The 21,091-nt window shown below is 65.5% G+C and carries 20 protein-coding genes; 3 read left to right on the forward strand and 17 right to left on the reverse strand.

Annotated elements, in window-relative coordinates:
- Positions 1-10: 10 nt before the first annotated feature.
- Positions 11-1,858 carry a translation elongation factor 4 gene (gene lepA / locus R4P57_RS11775; RefSeq protein WP_411742355.1) on the reverse strand — a complete coding sequence of 616 codons (1,848 nt, stop codon included), beginning with the start codon at positions 1,856-1,858 and terminating at the stop codon, positions 11-13.
- A gap of 150 nt (positions 1,859-2,008) precedes the next feature.
- Here lepA and R4P57_RS11780 point away from each other — a divergent pair, with 150 nt between their 5' ends.
- Entirely contained in the window at positions 2,009-2,578 is a 570-nt protein-coding gene (locus R4P57_RS11780) for a type II toxin-antitoxin system PemK/MazF family toxin (protein WP_317803036.1), read from the forward strand.
- 49 nt (positions 2,579-2,627) lie between these two features.
- On the opposite strand, the gene R4P57_RS11785 is transcribed toward R4P57_RS11780, so the two are convergent.
- Genes R4P57_RS11785 through R4P57_RS11795 form a run of 3 tightly spaced genes read right to left on the reverse strand, consistent with a single transcriptional unit; the run spans position 2,628 to position 6,145 of the window.
- Positions 2,628-3,458 carry a transglutaminase family protein gene (locus R4P57_RS11785; protein WP_317803242.1) on the reverse strand — a complete coding sequence of 277 codons (831 nt, stop codon included), beginning with the start codon at positions 3,456-3,458 and terminating at the stop codon, positions 2,628-2,630.
- Positions 3,459-3,466: 8 nt separating this feature from the next.
- Entirely contained in the window at positions 3,467-4,441 is a 975-nt protein-coding gene (locus R4P57_RS11790; RefSeq protein WP_032394562.1) for an alpha-E domain-containing protein, read from the reverse strand.
- Positions 4,442-6,145, reverse strand: a complete 1,704-nt coding sequence (locus R4P57_RS11795) for a circularly permuted type 2 ATP-grasp protein (protein WP_411742349.1) — start codon at positions 6,143-6,145, stop codon at positions 4,442-4,444.
- 215 nt (positions 6,146-6,360) lie between these two features.
- Here R4P57_RS11795 and rpsT point away from each other — a divergent pair, with 215 nt between their 5' ends.
- Positions 6,361-6,621 (forward strand): 30S ribosomal protein S20, encoded by a 261-nt coding sequence (gene rpsT / locus R4P57_RS11800; RefSeq protein ID WP_027497522.1) that lies wholly within the window; start codon positions 6,361-6,363, stop codon positions 6,619-6,621.
- 82 nt (positions 6,622-6,703) lie between these two features.
- On the opposite strand, the gene holA is transcribed toward rpsT, so the two are convergent.
- The 11 genes from holA to R4P57_RS11855 form a co-directional block, all read right to left on the reverse strand.
- Positions 6,704-7,672, reverse strand: a complete 969-nt coding sequence (gene holA, locus R4P57_RS11805; RefSeq protein ID WP_411742350.1) for a DNA polymerase III subunit delta — start codon at positions 7,670-7,672, stop codon at positions 6,704-6,706.
- Positions 7,673-7,730: 58 nt separating this feature from the next.
- Positions 7,731-9,323: a ComEC/Rec2 family competence protein gene (locus R4P57_RS11810; RefSeq protein WP_317803037.1), complete on the reverse strand. Its 1,593-nt coding sequence runs from the start codon at positions 9,321-9,323 to the stop codon at positions 7,731-7,733.
- Positions 9,320-10,204, reverse strand: coding sequence for a ComEA family DNA-binding protein (locus R4P57_RS11815; RefSeq protein WP_317803038.1), 885 nt, complete (start codon positions 10,202-10,204; stop codon positions 9,320-9,322). The genes R4P57_RS11810 and R4P57_RS11815 overlap by 4 nt, the downstream gene beginning before the upstream one ends.
- Before the next feature lie 109 nt (positions 10,205-10,313).
- Positions 10,314-11,162, reverse strand: a complete 849-nt coding sequence (locus R4P57_RS11820) for a DegV family protein (protein WP_317803039.1) — start codon at positions 11,160-11,162, stop codon at positions 10,314-10,316.
- Positions 11,159-11,908 (reverse strand): diglucosylglycerate octanoyltransferase, encoded by a 750-nt coding sequence (octT, locus tag R4P57_RS11825; RefSeq protein ID WP_317803040.1) that lies wholly within the window; start codon positions 11,906-11,908, stop codon positions 11,159-11,161. Before octT ends, R4P57_RS11820 begins: the two co-directional genes overlap by 4 nt.
- Positions 11,895-12,548: a histidine phosphatase family protein gene (locus tag R4P57_RS11830; protein WP_317803041.1), complete on the reverse strand. Its 654-nt coding sequence runs from the start codon at positions 12,546-12,548 to the stop codon at positions 11,895-11,897. Before R4P57_RS11830 ends, octT begins: the two co-directional genes overlap by 14 nt.
- Positions 12,545-12,934 carry a ribosome silencing factor gene (gene rsfS / locus R4P57_RS11835; protein WP_317803042.1) on the reverse strand — a complete coding sequence of 130 codons (390 nt, stop codon included), beginning with the start codon at positions 12,932-12,934 and terminating at the stop codon, positions 12,545-12,547. Before rsfS ends, R4P57_RS11830 begins: the two co-directional genes overlap by 4 nt.
- Positions 12,931-13,644: a nicotinate-nucleotide adenylyltransferase gene (nadD, locus tag R4P57_RS11840; RefSeq protein ID WP_411742356.1), complete on the reverse strand. Its 714-nt coding sequence runs from the start codon at positions 13,642-13,644 to the stop codon at positions 12,931-12,933. The genes rsfS and nadD overlap by 4 nt, the downstream gene beginning before the upstream one ends.
- Before the next feature lie 107 nt (positions 13,645-13,751).
- Entirely contained in the window at positions 13,752-15,167 is a 1,416-nt protein-coding gene (locus R4P57_RS11845; protein WP_317803043.1) for a vWA domain-containing protein, read from the reverse strand.
- Position 15,168: 1 nt separating this feature from the next.
- Complete coding sequence (locus R4P57_RS11850) at positions 15,169-16,050, reverse strand: AAA family ATPase (RefSeq protein ID WP_037193103.1); 882 nt, start codon at positions 16,048-16,050, stop codon at positions 15,169-15,171.
- A gap of 45 nt (positions 16,051-16,095) precedes the next feature.
- Positions 16,096-17,373 carry a glutamate-5-semialdehyde dehydrogenase gene (locus tag R4P57_RS11855; protein ID WP_317803044.1) on the reverse strand — a complete coding sequence of 426 codons (1,278 nt, stop codon included), beginning with the start codon at positions 17,371-17,373 and terminating at the stop codon, positions 16,096-16,098.
- A gap of 113 nt (positions 17,374-17,486) precedes the next feature.
- On the opposite strand from R4P57_RS11855, the gene R4P57_RS11860 reads away from it, so the two are divergent.
- On the forward strand, positions 17,487-18,614 hold the full coding sequence (locus R4P57_RS11860; RefSeq protein ID WP_317803045.1) for an NADH:flavin oxidoreductase/NADH oxidase: 1,128 nt from the start codon (positions 17,487-17,489) through the stop codon (positions 18,612-18,614).
- 9 nt (positions 18,615-18,623) lie between these two features.
- On the opposite strand, the gene R4P57_RS11865 is transcribed toward R4P57_RS11860, so the two are convergent.
- Positions 18,624-19,583 carry a D-2-hydroxyacid dehydrogenase gene (locus tag R4P57_RS11865; RefSeq protein WP_317803046.1) on the reverse strand — a complete coding sequence of 320 codons (960 nt, stop codon included), beginning with the start codon at positions 19,581-19,583 and terminating at the stop codon, positions 18,624-18,626.
- A 2-nt stretch (positions 19,584-19,585) separates the two neighbouring features.
- The gene (locus R4P57_RS11870; RefSeq protein ID WP_317803047.1) at positions 19,586-21,013 is read right to left on the reverse strand and encodes an MFS transporter; all 1,428 of its coding nucleotides are present in this window, start codon (positions 21,011-21,013) and stop codon (positions 19,586-19,588) included.
- Positions 21,014-21,091 lie beyond the last annotated feature (78 nt).

The following is a 21,091-nucleotide window of genomic DNA, read 5'->3' on the forward strand; positions in this document are numbered from 1 at the left end:
AAGTTCCGTACTACTTCTTCGGCTTGTCCGAGGAGGATTCCGAGGACAACGCGGCGACGAAGGCTTCCTGTGGCACCTCGACGCGACCGATCGTCTTCATCCGCTTCTTGCCCTCTTTCTGCTTCTCGAGCAGCTTGCGCTTACGGCTGATGTCGCCGCCGTAGCACTTGGCCAGAACGTCCTTGCGGATCGCGCGGATGTTCTCGCGGGCGATGATGCGCGATCCGATGGCGGCCTGGATCGGCACCTCGAACTGCTGCCGCGGAATGAGTTCCTTGAGCTTGGTCGTCATCTTGTTGCCGTAGGCCGCGGCAGCGTCCTTGTGCACGATCGCCGAGAACGCGTCGACGGCCTCCCCCTGCAGCAGGATGTCGACCTTGACCAGCGCACCGGCCTGCTCGCCGATCTCCTCGTAGTCGAGGCTGGCGTATCCGCGGGTACGGGACTTCAGGATGTCGAAGAAGTCGAAGATGATCTCGGCCATCGGAATGGTGTAGCGCAGCTCCACTCGGGTTTCCGACAGGTAGTCCATGCCGCCGAGTTCTCCGCGTCGTCCCTGGCACAGTTCCATGATCGAACCGATGAACTCGCTGGGCGAGATGATGGTGCATTTGACCATCGGCTCGAACACTTCGCGCGCTTTGCCGTCGGGCCAGTACGACGGGTTGGTGACGATGTGCTCGGCACCGTCTTCCATCTCGACGCGGTAGACGACGTTCGGCGAGGTCGAGATCAGGTCCAGGTTGAACTCTCGCTCGAGCCGCTCGCGGGTGATCTCCATGTGCAGCAGCCCGAGGAAGCCGCAGCGGAAGCCGAAGCCGAGCGCCACCGACGTTTCCGGCTCGTACGTCAGTGCAGCATCGTTGAGCTGCAGCTTCTCCAGGGCGTCACGCAGGTCGGGGTAATCCGAACCGTCGAGCGGGTAGAGGCCCGAGTACACCATCGGACGGGGTTCGCGGTAGCCGGTCAGCGGCTCGGTTGCGCCCTTGCGGAAGGTGGTGACGGTATCGCCGACCTTGGACTGGCGGACGTCCTTCACACCGGTGATGAGGTATCCCACTTCGCCGACGCCGAGGCCCTTGGTCGCCTTCGGATCGGGTGAGACGATGCCGACCTCGAGCAGCTCGTGCGTCGAGCCGGTCGACATCATCGTGACCTTCTCGCGCGGATTCAGTGCACCGTCGACGACGCGGACGTAGGTGACTACGCCGCGGTAGGTGTCGTACACCGAGTCGAAGATCATCGCGCGGGCAGGCCCGTCCGGATTGCCGACCGGGGCCGGAACCAACTTGACGACCTCGTTGAGCAATTCCTCGACGCCCACACCCGTCTTGCCGGACACGCGCAGAACGTCGTCGGCCTCGCACCCGATGATGTGGGCGATCTCGGCGGCGTAGCGGTCCGGGTCGGCAGCGGGCAGGTCGATCTTGTTGAGGACCGGGATGATGGTGAGCTCTTTGTCGAGAGCGAGGTACAGGTTCGCGAGTGTCTGCGCCTCGATGCCCTGTGCGGCGTCGACGAGCAGCACCGCACCTTCGCAGGCCTCGAGTGCACGCGACACCTCGTAGGTGAAGTCGACGTGGCCGGGCGTGTCTATGAGGTGCAGGACGAATTCGTCGCCGTCGACGACCCACGGGAGCCGGACGTTCTGCGCCTTGATGGTGATGCCGCGCTCGCGCTCGATATCCATCCGGTCCAGGTACTGAGCGCGCATCGACCGATCGTCGACGACGCCCGTGAGCTGCAACATCCGGTCGGCCAGCGTCGACTTGCCGTGGTCGATGTGGGCGATGATGCAGAAGTTCCTGATCCTGGACGGATCGGTGAACGTCGTGTCGGCGAAGCTGGGCACTCGTATCCTTCGGCTGGCGTGTTCGAAATGAGCGAACGGGTTTCCCTATCGTCCCACGCCGAGAACGGTGCGCCGTCCCCGGCTGTCCGACTCGGGTGTTGACGTCGCCGCGGTTCGGGCGATGAGCAGCAGCGTCTGCATCGCTACACTCGCCGCATGGCTGGCAACTGGAGCAGATTCGGCAAGGAACTGGGCAAGATCGCGATGCGCGAGGGCCCTCGGCTACTGCGTCAATTGCAGAAATCCGGTGCCCTGCAGAAGGGCAAGGACGCGATCAGCGGGACTGCCACGCGCACGTCCGCCCCGACTCCTCGTCCGGGCCGACCCGTGGCATCGCAGACCAGGCCTACGGCGCAACGAGCCCGCACCATCGAGTACTCCCCCGACCTGGACGGCAAGGCCGACCCCGGCGAAATCGTCTGGACCTGGGTCACCTACGAGGAAGATGCCAGCCAGGGCAAGGACCGGCCGGTTCTGGTCATCGGACGCGAGGGCAACGATCTGCTCGGCCTGATGTTGTCGAGCCAGAGCAGCCGCGACGGAGACCGTGACTGGCAGTCGATCGGGTCCGGTTCATGGGACGCCGAGGGCCGACCGAGCTGGATTCGCCTGGATCGAGTTCTCGACGTGCCCGAGGACGGCATCCGCCGCGAGGGCGCGATTTTGAGCAAGCCCCAATTCGATTCCGTAGCAAACAGATTGCGCCGCGACTTCGGCTGGAACTGATGTGCGCGCGTTGTGCGCCCCGTGGAAGGGCGCACAACGCGCACCAGGCTCAAGCCAATCGGGTGATTTCCACGACCACGTCGAGAGCCGTCGAACCGCCGCCGGAGAAGATGCCCTTGAGCGGTGGCACGTCGGCGTAGTCGCGGCCGAGTCCGACCGAGACGTGCTGCTCGTTGACGGCGATGGCGTTGGTCGGGTCGTAGCCCCACCACGCACCGGTCCAGGCCTCGATCCACGCGTGGCTCTGGCCCTCCACCGTCGCACCGATCGCAGCCTGCTTCTTCGGGTGCAGGTAGCCCGAGACGTACCGGCTGGGGATGCCGACGCTGCGCAGCATCAGCAGCGTCAGGTGGGCGTAGTCCTGACAGACGCCCTTCTTCTCCGACCAGGCTTCCACGGCCGAGGTGTGCACGCCTGTGGTTCCCGGCACGTAGGACATCTCCTGGTTGACCCAGTTGGAGATCTCCACCACCGATTCCTGCGGCGGTAGGCCCTTCGACAGCTTCTTCGCCACCGACGCGAGTTGCCTGTTCTTCGGCACGTACTCGGTGTTGTCGAGGACCTCGTTGAAGCGGTCGATGACCGGCTCGCTCGCGAGTTCCTCCCAGGAGGCGTTCTCGTCCGGGTAGACGAAGGGATCGGTCTCGACCACCGATGATCCGGTGACCTCGAGCTCGGTGTGCGGTGCGTGCAGGTCGAACGCCGTCACCGCGGTGCCCCAGTAGTCGGTGTAGCGATAGGAACGCGTCACCGGGTTGGTCTCGACTCGGTTCAGAATCACGTTCTGCCGATTGTCACTTCGCGGCGTCAACCGAGCCTCGTTGTACGACGACGTCACCGGTGCGTCGTACTGATAGCCCGTGGTGTGCACGACACGCATACGCCAGCTCACAGTTCACCTTCCAATTGATCTTCGAATGTTCCGGAGCCGGCGTCCGTCCACGCAACCCACGGAGCAGCGTGGAAATACTGCTTGGAGATCGCATCACCGAGTTCACGGCAAGTTTCCTGCAGAGAGAGCAGGCGCTCCTGCAGGTCGTCGAGAATTTCACCGGGACGGAGGAATTCGAGTTCGCTACGAGCGCGACCCAGTAGGCGCTGCGCTTCGGCGCGCGCACCGACTCGACTGTTGGGCTGATGGTCGAGCTGATCGAGCGAACGTTCCGCCTCGTTGAGTGCGTAGAACACCGATCGCGGAAAGAGCCTGTCCAACAACATGAATTCGAGAACTCGCTGGGCGTCGAGCGCGCCGCGATAGGTGCGCAGGTAGGTGTCGTGGGCACCGGCGGAGCGAAGCACAGTGACCCAAGCCGGCGACGACGGCCGGTCACCGGCTCGCGAGAGCAACAACCGAACGATCATGTCGATGCGCTCGACCGAGCGACCGAGCAGGAGGAAGCGATAGCCGTCGTCGTGGCTGAGGGTGGAGTCCGCGAGACCGGCGAACATCGCGGCGCGCTCCTCGATGTAGCTGAAGAACTCGGCCGGGCCGGTGCGCTTGGACGCCCTGATGCGCTCGTTCAGCCCGTTGTACGTGGTGTTCAAGCACTCCCACATCTCACTGGACGTGACTTCGCGCGCACCACGGGCGTTCTCACGGGCGCTCGACAGTGAGTCCACGATCGAACCCAATCCGTCTCGGCTGAAGGCGACGACCTCGGTGAGCGACCACACGTCGAGCGAGACGTCGGGCTCGTGCTTGAACCCGAGCACTCGCAACAACACTCGCGAAGTGTGATCGGGATCGACCGTGGCGTCTTCGAGAAGCTGGTGGACGGTGACGTCGAGAATGCGGGCCGTGTCGTCCGCTCTCTCGACGTACCGTCCGATCCAGTAGAGCGACTCTGCGTTGCGCGCGAGCATTTACTGTCCACCGCCGTTCGAGTCCGAGTTCGTTGCCTGCTGTTGTTGTTGCTGCTGCTGCTGCTGCTGCTGATTCATCTGCTGGTCCATCGTCAGCTCCGGGCCTTGTTCGGCCATCGGTGACTCCGGCGGAACGCTGACGATCTCCTCGCCCGCAAGTTCTTGCTCCTCCTGAGAGGTTCGGGTGGCCAACACCCAGGTGTCCTTGCTGCCACCGCCCTGGCTCGAGTTGACCACCAGGGATCCCTCCGGCAACGCGACCCGGGTCAGGCCGCCGGGCAGCACCCAGACGTCGTCACCGTCGTTGACAGCGAACGGCCGCAAGTCGACGTGGCGGGGTACCAATCGATCGCCGATCTTGGTCGGCACCGTCGAGAGCTGCACGACGGGTTGGGCGATCCAGCCACGCGGATCTGCGCGGACCTTCTTGCTGATGGTGGCGAGTTCCTTCGGCGAGGCGTCGGGTCCGAAAACGATGCCGTAGCCGCCCGAGCCTTCCACCGGCTTGATGACCAGTTCGTCGATGCGGTCGAGGACTTCCTCGCACTCGTCGTCGAGCCAGCACCGGAACGTGTCGACGTTGGCCAACAGGGGCTTCTCGCCCATGTAGTAATCGATGATCGTCGGAACGTAGGTGTAGACGAGCTTGTCGTCGCCGACGCCGTTTCCGACGGCACTCGAGATGACGACGTTGCCTGCGCGGGCGGCGTTGACCAGACCTGCCACTCCCAGCACCGAGTCGGGACGGAACTGCATGGGGTCGAGATAGTCGTCGTCGATACGTCGGTAGATGACGTCGACCTGACGCTCGCCCTCGGTGGTGCGCATGTAGACGATGTTGTCTCGGCAGAACAGGTCGCGTCCTTCGACGAGCTCGACGCCCATCAGCCGAGCGAGCAGCGAGTGCTCGAAGTACGCCGAGTTGGCGACGCCAGGAGTGAGAACCACCACGGTGGGGTCGGCCTCGTTGAGGGCGGCCGATGCGCGCAGTGCTCGCAGCAGGTGCGAGGCGTAATCGCCGACGGCGCGGACGCGGTGGCTGGCGAACAGGTCGGGGAACACCCGGGCCATGGTGCGCCGGTTCTCCATCACGTAGGACACGCCCGACGGCGACCGCAGGTTGTCCTCGAGCACTCGGAAGGTGCCTTGGGCGTCACGGACGAGGTCGATGCCGGCGACGTGGATGCGCACACCGTTGGGCGGCGTGATGCCGACCGCTTCGCGGTGGAAATGCTCGCAGGAGGTCACCAGCCGCTTGGGTACCACGCCGTCGCGCAAGATTTCCTGATCGCCGTAGATGTCGGCGAGGAACATCTCGAGGGCTTTGACACGCTGTTTGATGCCGCGCTCGAGTCGTGACCATTCCCCTGCTGCGATGACGCGGGGAACCTGGTCGAGAGGGAAGGGGCGCTCCTGACCGGACAGGGAGAACGTGATGCCCTGGTCGATGAAGGCTCGTCCCAGGGCGTCGGATCTCGCGTCCAGGTCCACCGCGTTCGCCGGGGCGAGTGCGGTGTGGATCCCCTTGTACGGAGTTCGGGTGCGCCCGTCCGCGTCGAACATCTCGTCGAAGGCGAGACTGTACTTTCCGACGTCGGAATACCCTCCGAACACTCCGTCGGCTTCGGGTTCGACACGATCCGCTGACTTGGTTTTGGTCGCTTTGGCCTTGGTGGTGGCAGGCGTTGCCGATCGCGGACTCATTCTGGCCATGTTGCTACAGAGACAGGAGTTAGGCGCGGTGGAAGCGTTAATTTCTTGAAACGGTGTTCGGGTGAGACACCGAATTGGGTTCTGCCCAGCAGTACTGGTATTCTCGATCTTCGGCGCAGGGCTCCAACGCTCAGCAGCAGACTTCGGGCATTCCAGCATGGATCGCCCTGACCGGAATACCGACGAAGACGACAAGGATTTTACGCGTGGCCAATATCAAGTCCCAGAAGAAGCGGATTCTCACCAACGAGCGTGCACGCCTGCGCAACCAGTCGGTGAAGTCCTCCCTTCGCACCGTCATCCGCTCGTTCCGCGAGGCACAGGCTGCGGGCGACAAGGACAAGGCTTCCGAGATTCTTCTCGATGCAGGCCGCAAGCTCGACAAGGCAGCCAGCAAGGGCGTCATCCACAAGAACCAGGCAGCCAACAAGAAGTCGGCACTGGCTCTCGCAGTCAACAAGCTCTGATACATCACTGAGCTCGATCGAGCCCGCCGCATCCGACGAGGATGCAGCGGGTTTTTTCGTGCGCTCTGCAATCTGTCGATTGCTACCTACCCAGTGATGCGACCTCCGCGACCGCTCTCTCCACCGCGTAGTCCGCATCCGCTGCTTGACCTTTGACGTCGGCGTTCAGTTGCGCCACCACGCGCAGCGCCTGGGCTATGGATCGGCCGTTCCACCCGCGCGCCTGGCCCTGCGCCTTCTTGATCTTCCACGGCGGCATACCCAACTCCCCTGCCATGCGGAACGGGTCCCCGCGTCCTGCCGAACCCACCAGCGCGATGGTTCGGACGGCATCTGCCAACGCGTCGGCGAGCAACACGTGCGCCACGCCCCGGTGCATCGCCCAGCGCAGAGCCTCGAGAGCGCCGGCCCGGTCACCGATCACCGCCTTGTCTGCGACGTCGAATCCCGAGACCTCGGCCTTGCCGGAGTAGTACCGACGCACCGCGGCGAGGTCGACCTTGCCCCCGGTATCGGAGACCAACTGCGAACAGGCCGAAGCCAATTCGCGAAGTTCGTTGCCCACGGACTCGACGACCGCCTCGATCACTTCGCCGCTCACCCGGACGTCGGCGGTACGGAACTCTCCGCGCACGAAGTCGATGCGTTCGGCGGGCTTGGTGAGCTTGGCGCACTCGTGCACCTGCGCCCCGCATTTCTGTAGGGCACCGACCATCGCCTTGGCCCTGCCGCCGCCGGAGTGCATGACCACCACCACAGCACCCTCGGGCGGATCGGTAGCGGCGTCCAGTACCAGCGCAGCAGCGTCCTTACCGGCCTCGGCCGCGGCCTCGAGCACGAGAACACGGTCCTCGGCGAACAGTGACGGGCTCAGCAGCTCGGCGAGCTCCGGGGCGCTGACATCACCGGTGCGCAACCGCGTGACCGGCAGGTCCTCCCCCGGAATCGCAGCATTCGCACGCACCTGAGCCACGATCGCGGCTACCGCGCGATCCATCAGAAGTTCCTCGTCACCGAGAACCAGATGCAGAGGAGCCACACTCGAAGTCACGACCATGATCGTGCCATGTGCGACCGACACTGCGAGCATCCGCTCGAAGTCCGAGCGGTCACCACAGAATTTGCGCCGTCCACATCGCGAGTGCCGCTATCGCCACAGCCGCGGCCAGCCACCGAAACACAGTGAAACGCAACGCCGCCACCAGCGCGGCCGTCGAGAACGCTGCCAGTGCTGCACCCCCGACGCCGTCGGGGACCACGATGCCCGCTACCGGCACCGACGCAGCCTCCTCTGCCACCGCGATCAACCACCACAGCGGAGCCGACGCCAGCTGCGCCGTCAGCTCGGCGAGTGACGTGCTGACGGTGGCGATCACGGCCGTCACGATGCCCACCACCGTGATCGGCGCGACGACAGGTGCCACCAACACATTCGCTGCGACGCCCACCACGCTGAACGTTCCGGCCATGGCCGCGACCACCGGTGCCGTCACCGCGTGTGCTGCCGCGGCGACCGCCACCACCTCCGCTGCCGCCCCGGGCCAGCCGCGGGCCCGAAGCCAGTCGGCCCAGATCGGAGCGATGAGCACGAGCCCGGCGGTGGCGAACACCGACAGTACGAATCCGACATCCACCGCCAGCCTCGGCCACCACGCGAGCAGACCCAACACCGCGCCGCACAGCGCAGGCACCGCCTGCCTACGCCTGCCGGTGACCAACGCCACCAAACCGATCGACCCCATCACTGCAGCCCGCACCACACTCGGTGATGGCCGGGCCACGATCACGAAGGCCACGAGTACGACGAACGCCACGGCGACCGTTGCGCGGGGGCCGATTCCGATACCCCGCAACACCAACAGAACCGCTCCGATCACGATCGAAAAGTTCGCGCCGGAGACTGCGGTCAAATGTGTGAGGCCGGCTGCCCGGAAGTTCTCGGTGACCGTCTCGTCCAATCGTGACACATCTCCGACCACGAGACCGGGTAGCAGACCTGCACGATCCGGTGGCATCGAATTCTGCGCTACCGCAGCCAAATTCGACCGGAAGGTGCCGGCCGCAGCAGAAATCGTCCCGGGCTCGTTCACGGTGACGGGCGGACCCGAAGTGCGGATCACGGCCACGGTCATGTCCGGTCTGATCGGCTCACCGAGCCTGCCCCGAACGGTGATCTGCTGGTCCGGCAACAGACCCGCCCAGCTCGACTCCGGTGCGATGATCGACACCCGTCCACCGAGATACAGCGCCTCGCCGCCCACGTCGACTCGAGTCAACGCTGCCTTCAGCATCACCATCGCGGGGCCGGGAGCCATCAGACGTCGCGGGTCCTCCTCCAGCTGCACCGACGCGGTGATCCACGCCCGGTTCTCGGCCGCCGCAGCCACGGGATGCTCTGCTATCGAGCGCATCTGAAGCCAGATCGCTCCACCGAAGCACAGCGCCAGCACGATCACCGCGGCCGCACCGAACCGACTCGAACCCGGCAAGGCGCGCCGAATCGAGAACCTGTGCAGTGCTACTGCGACGAGCAGCACCACCACAACCGCCGACGCGGTAGCAGCCACGGCAGCACCGGGGCCTCCGAGAATTCCGATCGCGGTGATCGACCAGCACACCGCAGCGGCCGGAACCAGGCGCACATCGAACGGCAGAGGATCCTCGGTCTGCGGCGCACCGGTCGACGCGGCATCGGTGCTCATCCGACGTGCACCAGGTCGCGGATCTTTTCCAGTCTGCCGGGCCCGATGCCGTCCACCTCGGACAGCTGATCCACGGTTGCGAAGCGGCCGTTGGTCTCCCGCCAACTCACGATCGAGGTCGCGGTGACCGGCCCGACCCCGGGTAACGCGTCCAGTTCTGCGACGGTCGCGGCGTTGAGGTCCACCGTCCCGCCGGGCGTGGAACCTCCGACACCGGCCGGTGCGCCGCCGCTACCGTCTGTCGGTGTGCCGATCCCGGATGTCGTACTGCTGACCGGTGGAGCTGCCTCCGGCGGCACGACTCCGACGACGATCTGATCACCGTCGGCGACTCGCGCGGCCATGTTGAGCGCCAGCAGATCGGCACCCTCGACTGCGCCGCCTGCTGCGGCCAGCGCGTCGGCGACTCGCGAACCCGGTTGCAGCCGAACCAATCCGGGGCGCGTCACGAGCCCGACGACGCTCACCACGAGTTCGGCCTCGGCACTCGGCACAGGATCGACCGCGTCACCGGTATCCACCGTGCCATCGGTATCCACCGTGTCGGTCGCGACCACGGCGAGCGGTGGTGCAGGAGCCGGAGTCGGTGCGTCTCGAAGCACCGCGAATCCCGCGACCAGGACGACGAAGACCCCGGCCGCCACCATCGCCACTGCCCCCTGCTTCCCCGGGTCCACGCGGGCAGATCGCCACCGCGATGGCAGCAGGGCCGACCACGGGGTGCCTGCTCGTTGCGCTTCCGGCAGCAACCAATCCGGTTCGGTTGACCCGGCGTCAGGTCGCGGGTCCTCGGGCACGACGCGATCGCGGGCGGAATCGTGTTGTCTGCGCACGGAGTTCAATCGCGCCACCGTGTGCGCCCGATCGTCGTTGCCGCCCATACACGAGGACGCTAGTTCGCGCGATCGGTTCGCTCATCGGCGAACGCAGGTCGCCGATTGCCCTGTGTACGAACCCGGAGGCTGTGGATGAACCGGGGGCTCGACCCGGCTATCGGCGTCCAGGAGCCACGACGACACCGACCGCGCCTGGGCCGACATGAGTGCCGAGAACGGCACCGAAGGGGTACACATCGATGCTGGTCGAGTGCGGAATTCGGGAGGTCAGCATCGCGGCTACGTCCTCGGCCCGCTCCGGGCACTGCATGTGGTGCACCGCGAGCGCAACCCCCGATTCGTCACCGACCTCGGTCGCGGCGGCGACGGCGGCATCGACCAGCTTGTGCAACGCCTTGGACGAGGTCCGCGTCTTCTCCCGCAGCACGAGTTTGCCGTCGCTGATGTGCAGTACCGGCTTCATGGCCAGCGCAGTGCCGAGCAAGGCCGCGGCGGCGCCGATGCGGCCTCCACGTCTGAGGTGGTCGAGTCGATCGACGACGATGAAGCATCTCGAGGTCGTCGACGCGGCGACGGCGTCGTGGTACACCTCGTCCAGTTCTGCTCCCCCGGCGGCCGTGGCGGCCGCAGCCAGCACCGCGAAGCCCAGCCCCATTCCGGCCGAGGCGGAGTCGACGACTCGGACGGCCGAGCCCACGTGATCTGCGGCCTGGCGCGCAGCTTCCCACGTGCTCGACAGTCCCCGAGAGATATGCAGTGCCACCACACCGGCACCCCGACTGCGTTCGAGGGCCGCGGCATAGACCTCGGTCAGCTCACCCGGAGAGGCCCCCGCGGTGGTCACCGGCGTGCCCGAGGTGGACTGCTCGGGAATCTCGTCCACGCCTTCGCGATGGTCGATTCCGTCGACCAGCACGTGCAGTGGCACCAGCGCGATCCCTCGCTCGGCGGCGAGTGTGGCCGGCAGGCAGGACGAGGAGTCGGTGACGACGGCGACGGTCATGGCGATTCGGTCACCGATCCGGCGGCGACGGGTCGCAGCACCTTCAGCATCGCCTCGGCGACCGCGATGTGGGCGTCCCATCCCCAGTGGATGCCGTCGGGGTTCGCGTTCTCGGACTCGATGTTCGGTCGTACGGCGTCGGCGAGGTCGACCATGGGGACGTTCCTGTCCGCGCTCCATGCGCGCAGTGCGCGTACGGCGGGTTCGCGACCCGAGTGCACTTTGCCGTAGGCATCGCAGCGGTGCACCGACGGATAGGTACCGATGACGGGAAGTTCCGGACGCACGTACGCCAATGCCGCGCGGGTCTGTTCCAGATACTCGACGCTGAGCCGCGGCGGTAGCGCCACGGGCCAACCGAGATGCGACAGAACAGGTTGTACCGCTTGGTATCCCGCGCGAACCACCCGCCGAAGGGCAGGCGGTCGGACGTATCTGATCTGCTCCCGGAGCGCAGTCGGCAACGGTGACGGGAGTGAATCCATGCCGCCGATTCCGAGCACGACGGCACCGGCACGGGGAATGGCTGCCCACACTCGCGGATCCTGGGTCAGTGCCCACCACGCGTCACGACTCGTCCAGCCGATGCGCGCAACCAACTCCACTGTCCAACCCAGTTCCGCTGCAACCAGATTGGGCCAGAGTCGCGGGTCGTCGACGGGCAGTCCGCCCTCGGGTCCGTAGTAGCTCAACGAGTCCGCGAGCACGAGCAGCGCTGGCTGCGCCGCCGTCTCAGAGGACGTCACTGGCCACCCGCGCCGAGGCGTTCCACACGTCCAGGCGCCAGGACGGGTTCTCGCCGGGTCCGTGCGCACCGAGCTGAACCCAGCTGGTGTTCGCGAGGCCTCCGAGCACGGGCCAGCGATCGGTCGGCAGATCGAGCAGCGCGGCAGTCAGTGCCGCGATCAGACCTCCGTGTGCGACGAGGACGAGCGGTCGCTCGTTGCCGTCGGCACCCCACTCGGGGACGCCTGCCGCGAGTTCACGAACCAGCGGCACGCTGCGTCGGGCGACGTCGATGCGGCTCTCTCCACCGGGTGGGGCGATCGTGGCGTCGGCGCGCCAAGCCGGTCGTGCACCGGGGGCGATGTCGTCGACCTCGGTGTGGGTGAGTCCCTGCCACTGACCGAGGTGAGTCTCGCGCAGACGTTCGTCCACCGACACCGCCACACCGGCTGCATCTCCGAGCGCGTTCGCGGTGTCCAGCGCTCGCCGCAGATCCGAGGAGACGATCCTGATCGGCTCACGCGTCGCCAGCTCGGCGGCGGCCGTCTTCGCCTGGCCGCGGCCGAGCTCGGACAGATCGGTGTCGAGCTGACCCTGCATGCGGTCGGTGGCGTTGTATTCCGTCTGACCGTGCCGAAGCAGGATGAGCCGTCTGATCATTGCTCCGATTCCGGAGCCGGATGCTGTCCGAGACCGGGAACCTCGATAGTCGGGCAGTCCTTCCACAACCGCTCGAGTGCATAGAAGTTGCGCTCCTCGTTGTGCTGGACGTGCACGACGATGTCGGAGTAGTCCAGCAGCGCCCAACGGCCTTCTCTGGTGCCCTCGCGGCGGACCGGCTTGTGTCCGGCCTCACGGAGCTGATCCTCGATGTTTTCGACGATCGCGTTGACCTGACGCTCGTTGGGCGCGGAGGCGATGACGAAGCAATCGGTGATGTAGAGCTGATCGGAGACGTCGAGAATCACCACGTCGACGGCCAGTTTGTCGTCGGCTGCGAGCGCGGCGATCCGCGCCATCTCGGCGGCTTCGGCTGTTGCAGTCACTTCGGTGTACTCCCACTCGTATGGCTCGGGTTCGCGGTCACTGCGCTGGTGACCGACCCTGCCGGTTGCTTCTTCTGGGGCGCTGGTTCCGACATGGTGACGGATCCGTCGAGACGCTGAGCGCCTCGTGGTCTGTAGAGATTCCTCTTCGAGATGTATTGCACGACGCCATCCGGTACGAGGTACCAGACCGGCCGATTCTCACCGGCTCGAAGTCGACAGTCCGTCGACGATATCGCGAGTGCAGGGATTTCCATCAATGTGAGAGTGTCCGCGGGCAACGATCGAAGGTGGTTGGCGAGATGTTCGACGCCGAGCTCGAACCCGGGACGCGAGACACCGACGAACTTGGCGAGCTCGAACAGCTCCTCCCAGTTCTGCCACGTGAGGATCGACTCGAGCGCGTCCGCCCCGGTGATGAAGTACAGCTCGGCATTGGGATGCTGCGATCGCAGATCGCGCAGGGTGTCGACGGTGTAGGTCGACTTCTCCCGATCGACGTCCACCCGGCTGACAGAGAAACGCGGATTGGACGCCGTCGCGATGACGGTCATCAGGTAGCGATCCTCTGCCGGGCTGACCGACTTTCCTTCCTTCTGCCACGGGTTTCCGGTGGGGACGAAGATGACCTCGTCCAGACCGAATTTGTTCGCCACTTCGCTGGCTGCGACGAGGTGCCCGTGATGAATCGGGTCGAAGGTGCCGCCCATCACGCCCAAACGGCGGACGGACTGTCTACCGGTGTTGTCGCCGGGGTCGGATTCGCGCTGCACAACCGACGATTCTACGTCCGGGGTGCCGCTAGCCGTCACACGCCTCACACCGGCAGCAAACGCGAGACCACGGTGGCGAGCTGCTGAGCTGATCGGCACTCGTGCATGGCGATCACGTCGGAGTACACCTTGGCAGCCGAATCGCCGGAACCCCACTGCGATTTCGGTTCGGGATTGAGCCAGTAGGCATGCTTGGCCACCGACACTATGTGCGCCAACGCCGGCAGCTTCGGTTCGCGGTAGTTGGTGCGGGCGTCACCGAGAATCAGCACCGAACTGCGACTGGTGACCGCGTGCGCGTACTTCTCGTCGAACGTCGTCAGTGCATGGCCGTAGTCCGAGTGCCCGTCGTACGTCACGAGATCGGACTCGCGGATGATGCGACTCATCGCGGCTCCGAGATCGGAACCGGAATCGAAGAATCGTGTCACCTCGTCGGTGGAGTCGATGAACGCGAATATGCGTACGCGCGAGAACTGCTCTCGCAGTGCATGCACCAACAGCAGAGTGAAATTACTGAATCCTGCCACCGAGCCCGAGACATCGCACAGCACAACCAGTTCGGGGCGTGCTCGCCGAGGCTTGCGCTCGACCAGATCGATCGGGATACCGCCGGTGGACATCGACTTGCGCAACGTACGACGCAGATCGATGGAGCCGTGCCTGCTTCGGCTGCGACGCAGCGCAAGTCGCGATGCCAACAGCCGGGCGATAGGGGTGACGTTGCGACGCAGCGCCGCCATCTCCGTATCCGAGGCCCGCAGGAAATCCACTTCCTCCGCGAGCTTGGGCACCCCGTAGCTCGCTACCCGCTCACGGCCCAGCTTTTCTGCCGATCGACGCCTCGTCTCGCTCTCGACCATCTTGCGAAGGTCTGCGATACGTTGCGCGGCTGTGCGTTTGGCAACCTCGGACTCGTAGTCGTCGGTGGGTCGATCGGGTGCCTCGTCGCTGCGCCCGAGCAATCCGTCGAGAATCTTGCGCAGCAACGTTTCGGGCGCAACGTCGCGCAGGGCCTGATATGCAGAGAACGACGGCCCGTTGGAGGACTTGTACTGTCCGAGTTCCTCGACCATCTGCGCCGCCAGCATCTGGGTCAACTCCGCGGCCTCGGCCGAATCGTCCGAGAGCAGATCCACCAACAGCTCGCGGAGGGCATCGATGTCGACGTCGCCGGCGTCGGTGCGGGGCAGCGCGGTATCGATCTGCCCCGAGTCCCTGGTGCCCGATGCCACCGGAAACCACAGGTCGAACAGGGCGTCGAACACTCCGCGATGCGTCGGACGGCGCAGCAGTGCACAGGCAAGACCCTCGCGCACGGCCTCCCGATCGAGCAGGTCGAGAACCGACAAGACGCGTCCGGCATCGACCGTCTCCGACGGCCCAACCGAAATTCCACGCCGACGCAGCGCGTCGACGAAACCGACGAGGTGACCGGGAATTCCGTGTGGGGCCTGCACGTCAGTTGAGCCTGAGTTCGGCTGCCGCGCGGACCTGGTCCGACTGATGCTTGAGCACCACACCGAGTGTGGAGCGCACCGCATCGTCGTCGAGGGTGTCCATACCGAGCGCCAACAGAGTGCGTCCCCAGTCGATGGTCTCGGCCACCGAGGGCAACTTCTTGAGCTGCATCGCGCGCAGTACCCGCACGGTCTTGATCATCTGCTCGGCGATGGCCTCGGGCAGTTCGGGAACCCTGCTGGCGAGAATCCGGCGCTCGAGGTCGGCGTCGGGGAAGTCCAGGTGCAGGAACAGGCAGCGACGCTTCAGGGCCTCGGACAGTTCACGGGTGGCGTTGGAGGTGAGCACCACGAACGGCGTGCGCTCGGCCACGATCGTGCCGAGTTCGGGAATGGTGATCGCGAAGTCGCTGAGTACCTCGAGCAGCAGTCCTTCGATCTCGACGTCGGCCTTGTCGGTCTCGTCGATGAGTAGAACCGTGGGATCGGTACGGCGAATCGCCTGCAGCAGCGGCCGCGCCAGCAGGAACTCCTCGGAGAAGACATCCAGTTTGGTCGAATCCCAATCGGCAGCGGTACCGGACTGGATGCGCAGGATCTGCTTGGCGTGGTTCCACTCGTACAGCGCGCGGGCCTCGTCGACACCCTCGTAGCACTGCAGCCGCACCAGTTCGGCCCCGGTCGTCTGCGCGACGGCACGGGCCAACTCGGTCTTGCCGACTCCCGCCGGACCTTCGATCAGCAGCGGCTTGCCGAGGCGATCGGCGAGAAATACCGAGGTGGCGGTGGCCTTGTCGGCCAGATAGCCCGTCTCGGCCAGGCGCCTCTGGACGTCGTCCACGCTGGCGAACAGCGGGGGTGTCGTCGGTAGGGCACGATCCATGTCACAGCTCCTGATGATCGGGTCTTGCCGGTACTGCGAGGGGTGTCAGTCTCGGACGTGTCCGTCGCCCCAGACGGTCCACTTGGTCGAGGTCAATTCGGGCAATCCCATGGGTCCACGCGCGTGCAGCTTCTGTGTCGAGATGCCGATCTCGGCTCCGAAGCCGAACTGCTCCCCGTCGGTGAACGCAGTGGAGGCGTTGACCATCACCGCGGACGCGTCGACCCGCTGGGTGAACTCGCGCGCGGCACGGATGTCGGCGGCGACGATCGCCTCGGTGTGGCCGGTGCCGTATCGGTCGATGTGCTCGATCGCCTCGTCGATGCCGCCCACCACCTTCAGCGCGATGTCGAGTGAGAGGTACTCCTGAGACCAGTCCTCGTCGTGCGCAGGCACGAGCCCGGGCAGATCACCGTGCACCGTGACGTTGTGCATCTGGAAAGCCTGGAGCAACCGCGGAACCATGGTCTCGGCGATCGCAGAGTCCACCAACACGGTCTCGGCGGCGTTGCAGACGCTGACTCGACGGGTCTTGGCGTTGAGCACGATCTTCTCGGCCGTCTCCGGATCGGCAGAGGCATGGATGTACACGTGGCAGTTTCCGACGCCGGTCTCGATGGTCGGGACCGTGGAGTCGCGCACGACCGCAGCGATCAGACCGGCTCCACCGCGCGGGATCACCACGTCCACCAACCCGCGCGCCTGAATGAGGTGGGTGACCGTGGCACGGTCGGCACTCCCCAGAAGTTGCACCGCCGCCTCGGGCAGACCGTGACCGCGCAACGCTCCCTGCAGTGCCTCGACCAGTGCCGCATTGGACTGTGCAGCCGACGACGAACCGCGAAGCAGCACCGCGTTGCCGGACTTGAACGCGAGGCCGAACGCGTCGACGGTGACGTTGGGCCGAGCCTCGTAGACCATGCCCACCACGCCGAGCGGAACTCTCAGTTGCCGAATCTCCAGCCCGTTGGGCAGCGTCGAACCGCGGATGATCTCGCCGATCGGATCGGGTAGTCCGGCCACCTGCCGCAGCCCAGCCGCGATGCCGTCGATGCGCGACGCGGTCAGCCGCAGACGGTCCAGCAGCCCCTCGTCGGTACCGGCCGCTCGCGCGTTCTCGATGTCGGCGGCATTTGCGGCGAGTACCGACTCCGCCGCAGCGACGACGGCGTCGGCCGCGGCATGCAGCACAGCGTCCTTCTCTGCAGTCGTCAGCAGCGCGAGCGCGCGTGATGCGGTCCGCGCTCGGCGCGCTGCGGCGTGCACGTTCTCTCGCTCGTCGGCAGTCGTGGTCACCGGTTCGGCCGAGACGGAAGCTGTCATGAACTACACACTAATAGGGGCCGGGAATGAAGCGGCATCGCCGCGTCGTTGCAGCACAGCGTAAAGATCGTCGACCGACCGTCGACGCTGCCCGAAGACCGGAGGAACCACTTGTGAGTGTGCTGTTCGAGCCTCTGACCCTGCGCACTGTCACCTTCCCGAACCGGGTGTGGATGGCACCGATGTGCCAGTACTCGGCCGACGAGGCGGGTGACAATGTCGGCGTCGCGGGCGACTGGCATCGCACCCACCTGGTGAGCCGGGCGATCGGCGGCGCCGGTTTGATCATCACCGAAGCCACCGCAGTGAGCCCCGAGGGTCGTATCAGCCCGTCGGACCTGGGCATCTGGAACGACACCCAGGCCGACGCACTGGCGAAAATCGTCGCCGAGATCTCGTCCTTCGGAACCGTCCCGGGCATCCAGCTTGCTCACGCGGGGCGCAAGGCATCGACCGCTGCTCCCTGGCTGGGTGGCAAGTCCTTGCCTGCCGAGGACCCCCGAAGCTGGGAGACCGTCGGCCCCAGCGCAGTTGCGTTCGGTGACTATGCCACCCCGCGGGAGGCGACGACCGAGGACATCGCGAAGATCGTCGCCGACTTCCGTACGGCTGCCCAGCGCGCACTGAAGGCAGGGTTCCAGGTGGCCGAGATTCACGGTGCCCACGGCTACCTGCTGCACCAGTTCCTGTCCCCTGCCAGCAACACCCGTACCGACTCGTACGGCGGCGACTTCGCGGGTCGCACGCGTCTGCTGATCGAGGTCGTCGACGCGGTGCGTGAGGTGTGGCCGGCAGAGCTGCCGGTCTTCGTACGACTGTCGGCGACGGATTGGCTCGACGAACCCGAGAACAGCGAGAACGCTGGGCACACAGCCGAATTGGAGGCCCCGAGCTGGACGTCGGATCAGACTGTCGCGTTGTCGCAGATCCTCACCGAGCATGGAGTGGATCTGGTCGACACCTCGACCGGAGGCAACGCCAGGGCCCACATTCCGGTCGGTCCGGGCTACCAGGTTCCGTTCGCGCGGCGCATCCAGAACGAGACCGCGATGCCCGCCGCCGCGGTCGGCATGATCACCGAACCCAAGCAGGCGGAGGAGATCGTCTCACAGGGCGAGGCAACGGCCGTGCTGCTGGCGCGTGAACTCCTGCGTGACCCGTACTGGCCACGGCGCGCCGCCCGCGAACTCGGCGTCGAGATGCTCCCGGCCGTGGCATCGCAGTACGAGCGGGCCTACTGACACCTGCGCTCAGGTCGGCACGAAGCCGAGTTTCTTGTCCACGACATTGCGCAGCGGTTCGCCTCGGAAATGCCGAAGTGCGTTGTCCACGAACAACTCTGCGAGCCGTTGCTTCCACCCGGAGGCATCGCCGCTCATGTGCGGTGTGACGATCACGTTCTCGGCCGTCCACAATGGATGGTCGGCCGAGAGCGGTTCGGTCTCGAACACGTCGAGCGCGGCACCTGCGATGTGCCCGGTGGCCAGGTGTGCCAGCAGAGCTTCGGTGTCGAGCAACTCCCCGCGGCCCACGTTCACGACGCGTGAGCCGGGCTTCATCGCGGCCAGCACCGAATCGTCGACCATTCCCCTCGTCCGATCGGTCAGCGGGGCGACCAGCACCAGGTAGTCGGCCTGAGCTACCTCGGACGCCAGATCAGCACTGGAATGAACGGTGCCGAAATCGCGGTCGCCCTCTCGTGCCGTCCGGCCCACACCCGAGATCGACATTCCCACCGCTGTCAGCAAGCTCGCGATGGCGCGGCCGATCGCACCGGTACCCACGATCATCGCGTGGGCACCGTCGATGCGCTCGGTCTCGCGGTGCTGCCAGACCTTCGAATGCTGCAGTGCGCGCGAGCGTTCGGAGTCCTTGGCGAACGCCAGAATCTGGGCCAGCACGAACTCCGCGATCGGTCGATCGAACACGCCCCGCGAATTGGTCACGACCACATCGGATTCCACCAACTCGTCGAACATCAACGAGTCGACGCCTGCGGCGGCGATGTGGATCCATTTCAGCGATCCGCAGCGTGGCCACGCGGATTCGACTGCAGGAGAAAAGAAATCCCACAGCAGCAACGCGTCGGCACCGTCGACTGCATCGGCCAGGGTGTCGGCCGTGGCGTACCGGACGTCGGCGACCTCCGCGATGGACTCGAGTCCGTCGGGAAGGTCGCCGGCGTGCAGAACGACGAGAACCGGTGCCACTTCTACTTCTTGTAGCCGACGAGTTCGACGCCGGACGCAGCGACCTCGTCGTCGTTGTCACCGGGGCATTGGGTTCCGCGCAGTGATCGCCCTGCCGTCTCGGGCATCAACAGGATCGGAACGAACGCGATGGCAGCTGCGATCATCATGTACCACCCCGGGATCAAGTTGGAACCCGTTCGGTCGATCAGGAACGTCAGAATCAACGGTGCCGTACCACCGAAGAGCGCCGTCGAGACGTTGTATCCGATGGCGAACGCTCCGTAGCGCACCTGAGTGGGGAACAGCGCGGGCAGGGTCGACGACACACACGAGCACATGATGACCAGCAACACTCCGAGACCGAGCAGGCCGATGCTCTGGCCGATCAGTCCGGTGTTGATGATCAGCAGGAACAGCGGAACGCTGAACACGAAGTACCCGACGCAGGCCGCCAGCAGTAACGGCTTTCGGCCCACCCGGTCGGACAGAGCCCCGATGGGGTTGATGATCGCCATCATGATGATCATGATGGCCACGAGGGTGAAGTTGGACTGAGTCGTGCTGTGCCCCAACGTGTCGCTCAGATACGAGGGCAAGAACGTCAGCACCGTGTAGTACGCGATGTTGAGCAACAGCACGAATCCCATCAGGATCAGGATCCGCTGCCAGTACGTCATGGTGGCCTTGAGTGAGGTGATTGCCCCACCTGCGCCCTCTTCGACCGTGCCGCCGTCTTCCTTCGCTTCGGCGAACACCGGAGAATCCTCGAGCCGGGTCCGCAACCACAGCGCAACGATGCCCAACGGGAGCGTCACCAGGAACGGGATTCGCCAGCCCCAGGCCTCCATCGTCTCGTCGCCGAGCCCGACGTTGAGCAGGGTGCACAGGGTGGCACCGCCCACGGTGCCTGCGAGAGTGCCGAATTCGAGGAACGATCCGAAGAATCCGCGGCGCTTGTCGGGCGCGTATTCGGCCATGAACACTGCTGCGCCGCCGTACTCACCACCGGTGGAGAAGCCCTGGACCAATCGGCAGACGAGCAGCAGCAACGGTGCGGCGATGCCGATCGTGTCGAATGTCGGCAGCACACCGATCGTCGCCGTGGCCAACGTCATCATCGAGACGGTCAGTACCAGGACCTTCTGACGACCGATGCGGTCGCCGAGTGGGCCGAGCACGATACCGCCGATGGGACGAATGATGAACGACGCGGCCAGCACGGCGAACGTGGACAGCAAGCTCGCTCCCCCGTCCTCGGACGGGAAGAAGTTGGCGGCGATGTACACGGCCAGATAGCCGTACACCGCGTAGTCGAACCACTCCACGGCGTTACCGAGTGCGGATCCGCCGATGGCGCGATGCAGAACCTTGGTCTCGTCCGGGCTCAGAGTGTCGGTGCTCGGGGGATATCCGGTCGGCGATGCTGCCGACCCTGATTTTTCGGTCACGGTCGAAATACCTCTCGCTTTTGTGGACAAAGTGGAGCGTCGGTGTGGTACTTCGCAGCGTTCGACATTACGGCGATG

The sequence above is a fragment of the Rhodococcus sp. IEGM 1330 genome, from assembly GCF_033142445.1.
Classification (GTDB): domain Bacteria; phylum Actinomycetota; class Actinomycetes; order Mycobacteriales; family Mycobacteriaceae; genus Rhodococcoides.

Coding starts and splice junctions, on each gene's coding strand:
- R4P57_RS11780 (WP_317803036.1), top strand. CDS start 2,009: ATGGCTGGCAACTGGAGCAGATTCGGCAAGGAACTGGGCAAGATCGCG.
- R4P57_RS11785 (WP_317803242.1), bottom strand. CDS start 3,458: ATGCGTGTCGTGCACACCACGGGCTATCAGTACGACGCACCGGTGACG.
- R4P57_RS11790 (WP_032394562.1), bottom strand. CDS start 4,441: ATGCTCGCGCGCAACGCAGAGTCGCTCTACTGGATCGGACGGTACGTC.
- R4P57_RS11795 (WP_411742349.1), bottom strand. CDS start 6,145: ATGAGTCCGCGATCGGCAACGCCTGCCACCACCAAGGCCAAAGCGACC.
- R4P57_RS11810 (WP_317803037.1), bottom strand. CDS start 9,323: ATGAGCACCGATGCCGCGTCGACCGGTGCGCCGCAGACCGAGGATCCT.
- R4P57_RS11815 (WP_317803038.1), bottom strand. CDS start 10,204: ATGGGCGGCAACGACGATCGGGCGCACACGGTGGCGCGATTGAACTCC.
- R4P57_RS11820 (WP_317803039.1), bottom strand. CDS start 11,162: ATGACCGTCGCCGTCGTCACCGACTCCTCGTCCTGCCTGCCGGCCACA.
- R4P57_RS11830 (WP_317803041.1), bottom strand. CDS start 12,548: ATGATCAGACGGCTCATCCTGCTTCGGCACGGTCAGACGGAATACAAC.
- nadD (WP_411742356.1), bottom strand. CDS start 13,644: ATGGGCGGCACCTTCGACCCGATTCATCACGGGCACCTCGTCGCAGCC.
- R4P57_RS11850 (WP_037193103.1), bottom strand. CDS start 16,050: ATGGATCGTGCCCTACCGACGACACCCCCGCTGTTCGCCAGCGTGGAC.
- R4P57_RS11855 (WP_317803044.1), bottom strand. CDS start 17,373: ATGACAGCTTCCGTCTCGGCCGAACCGGTGACCACGACTGCCGACGAG.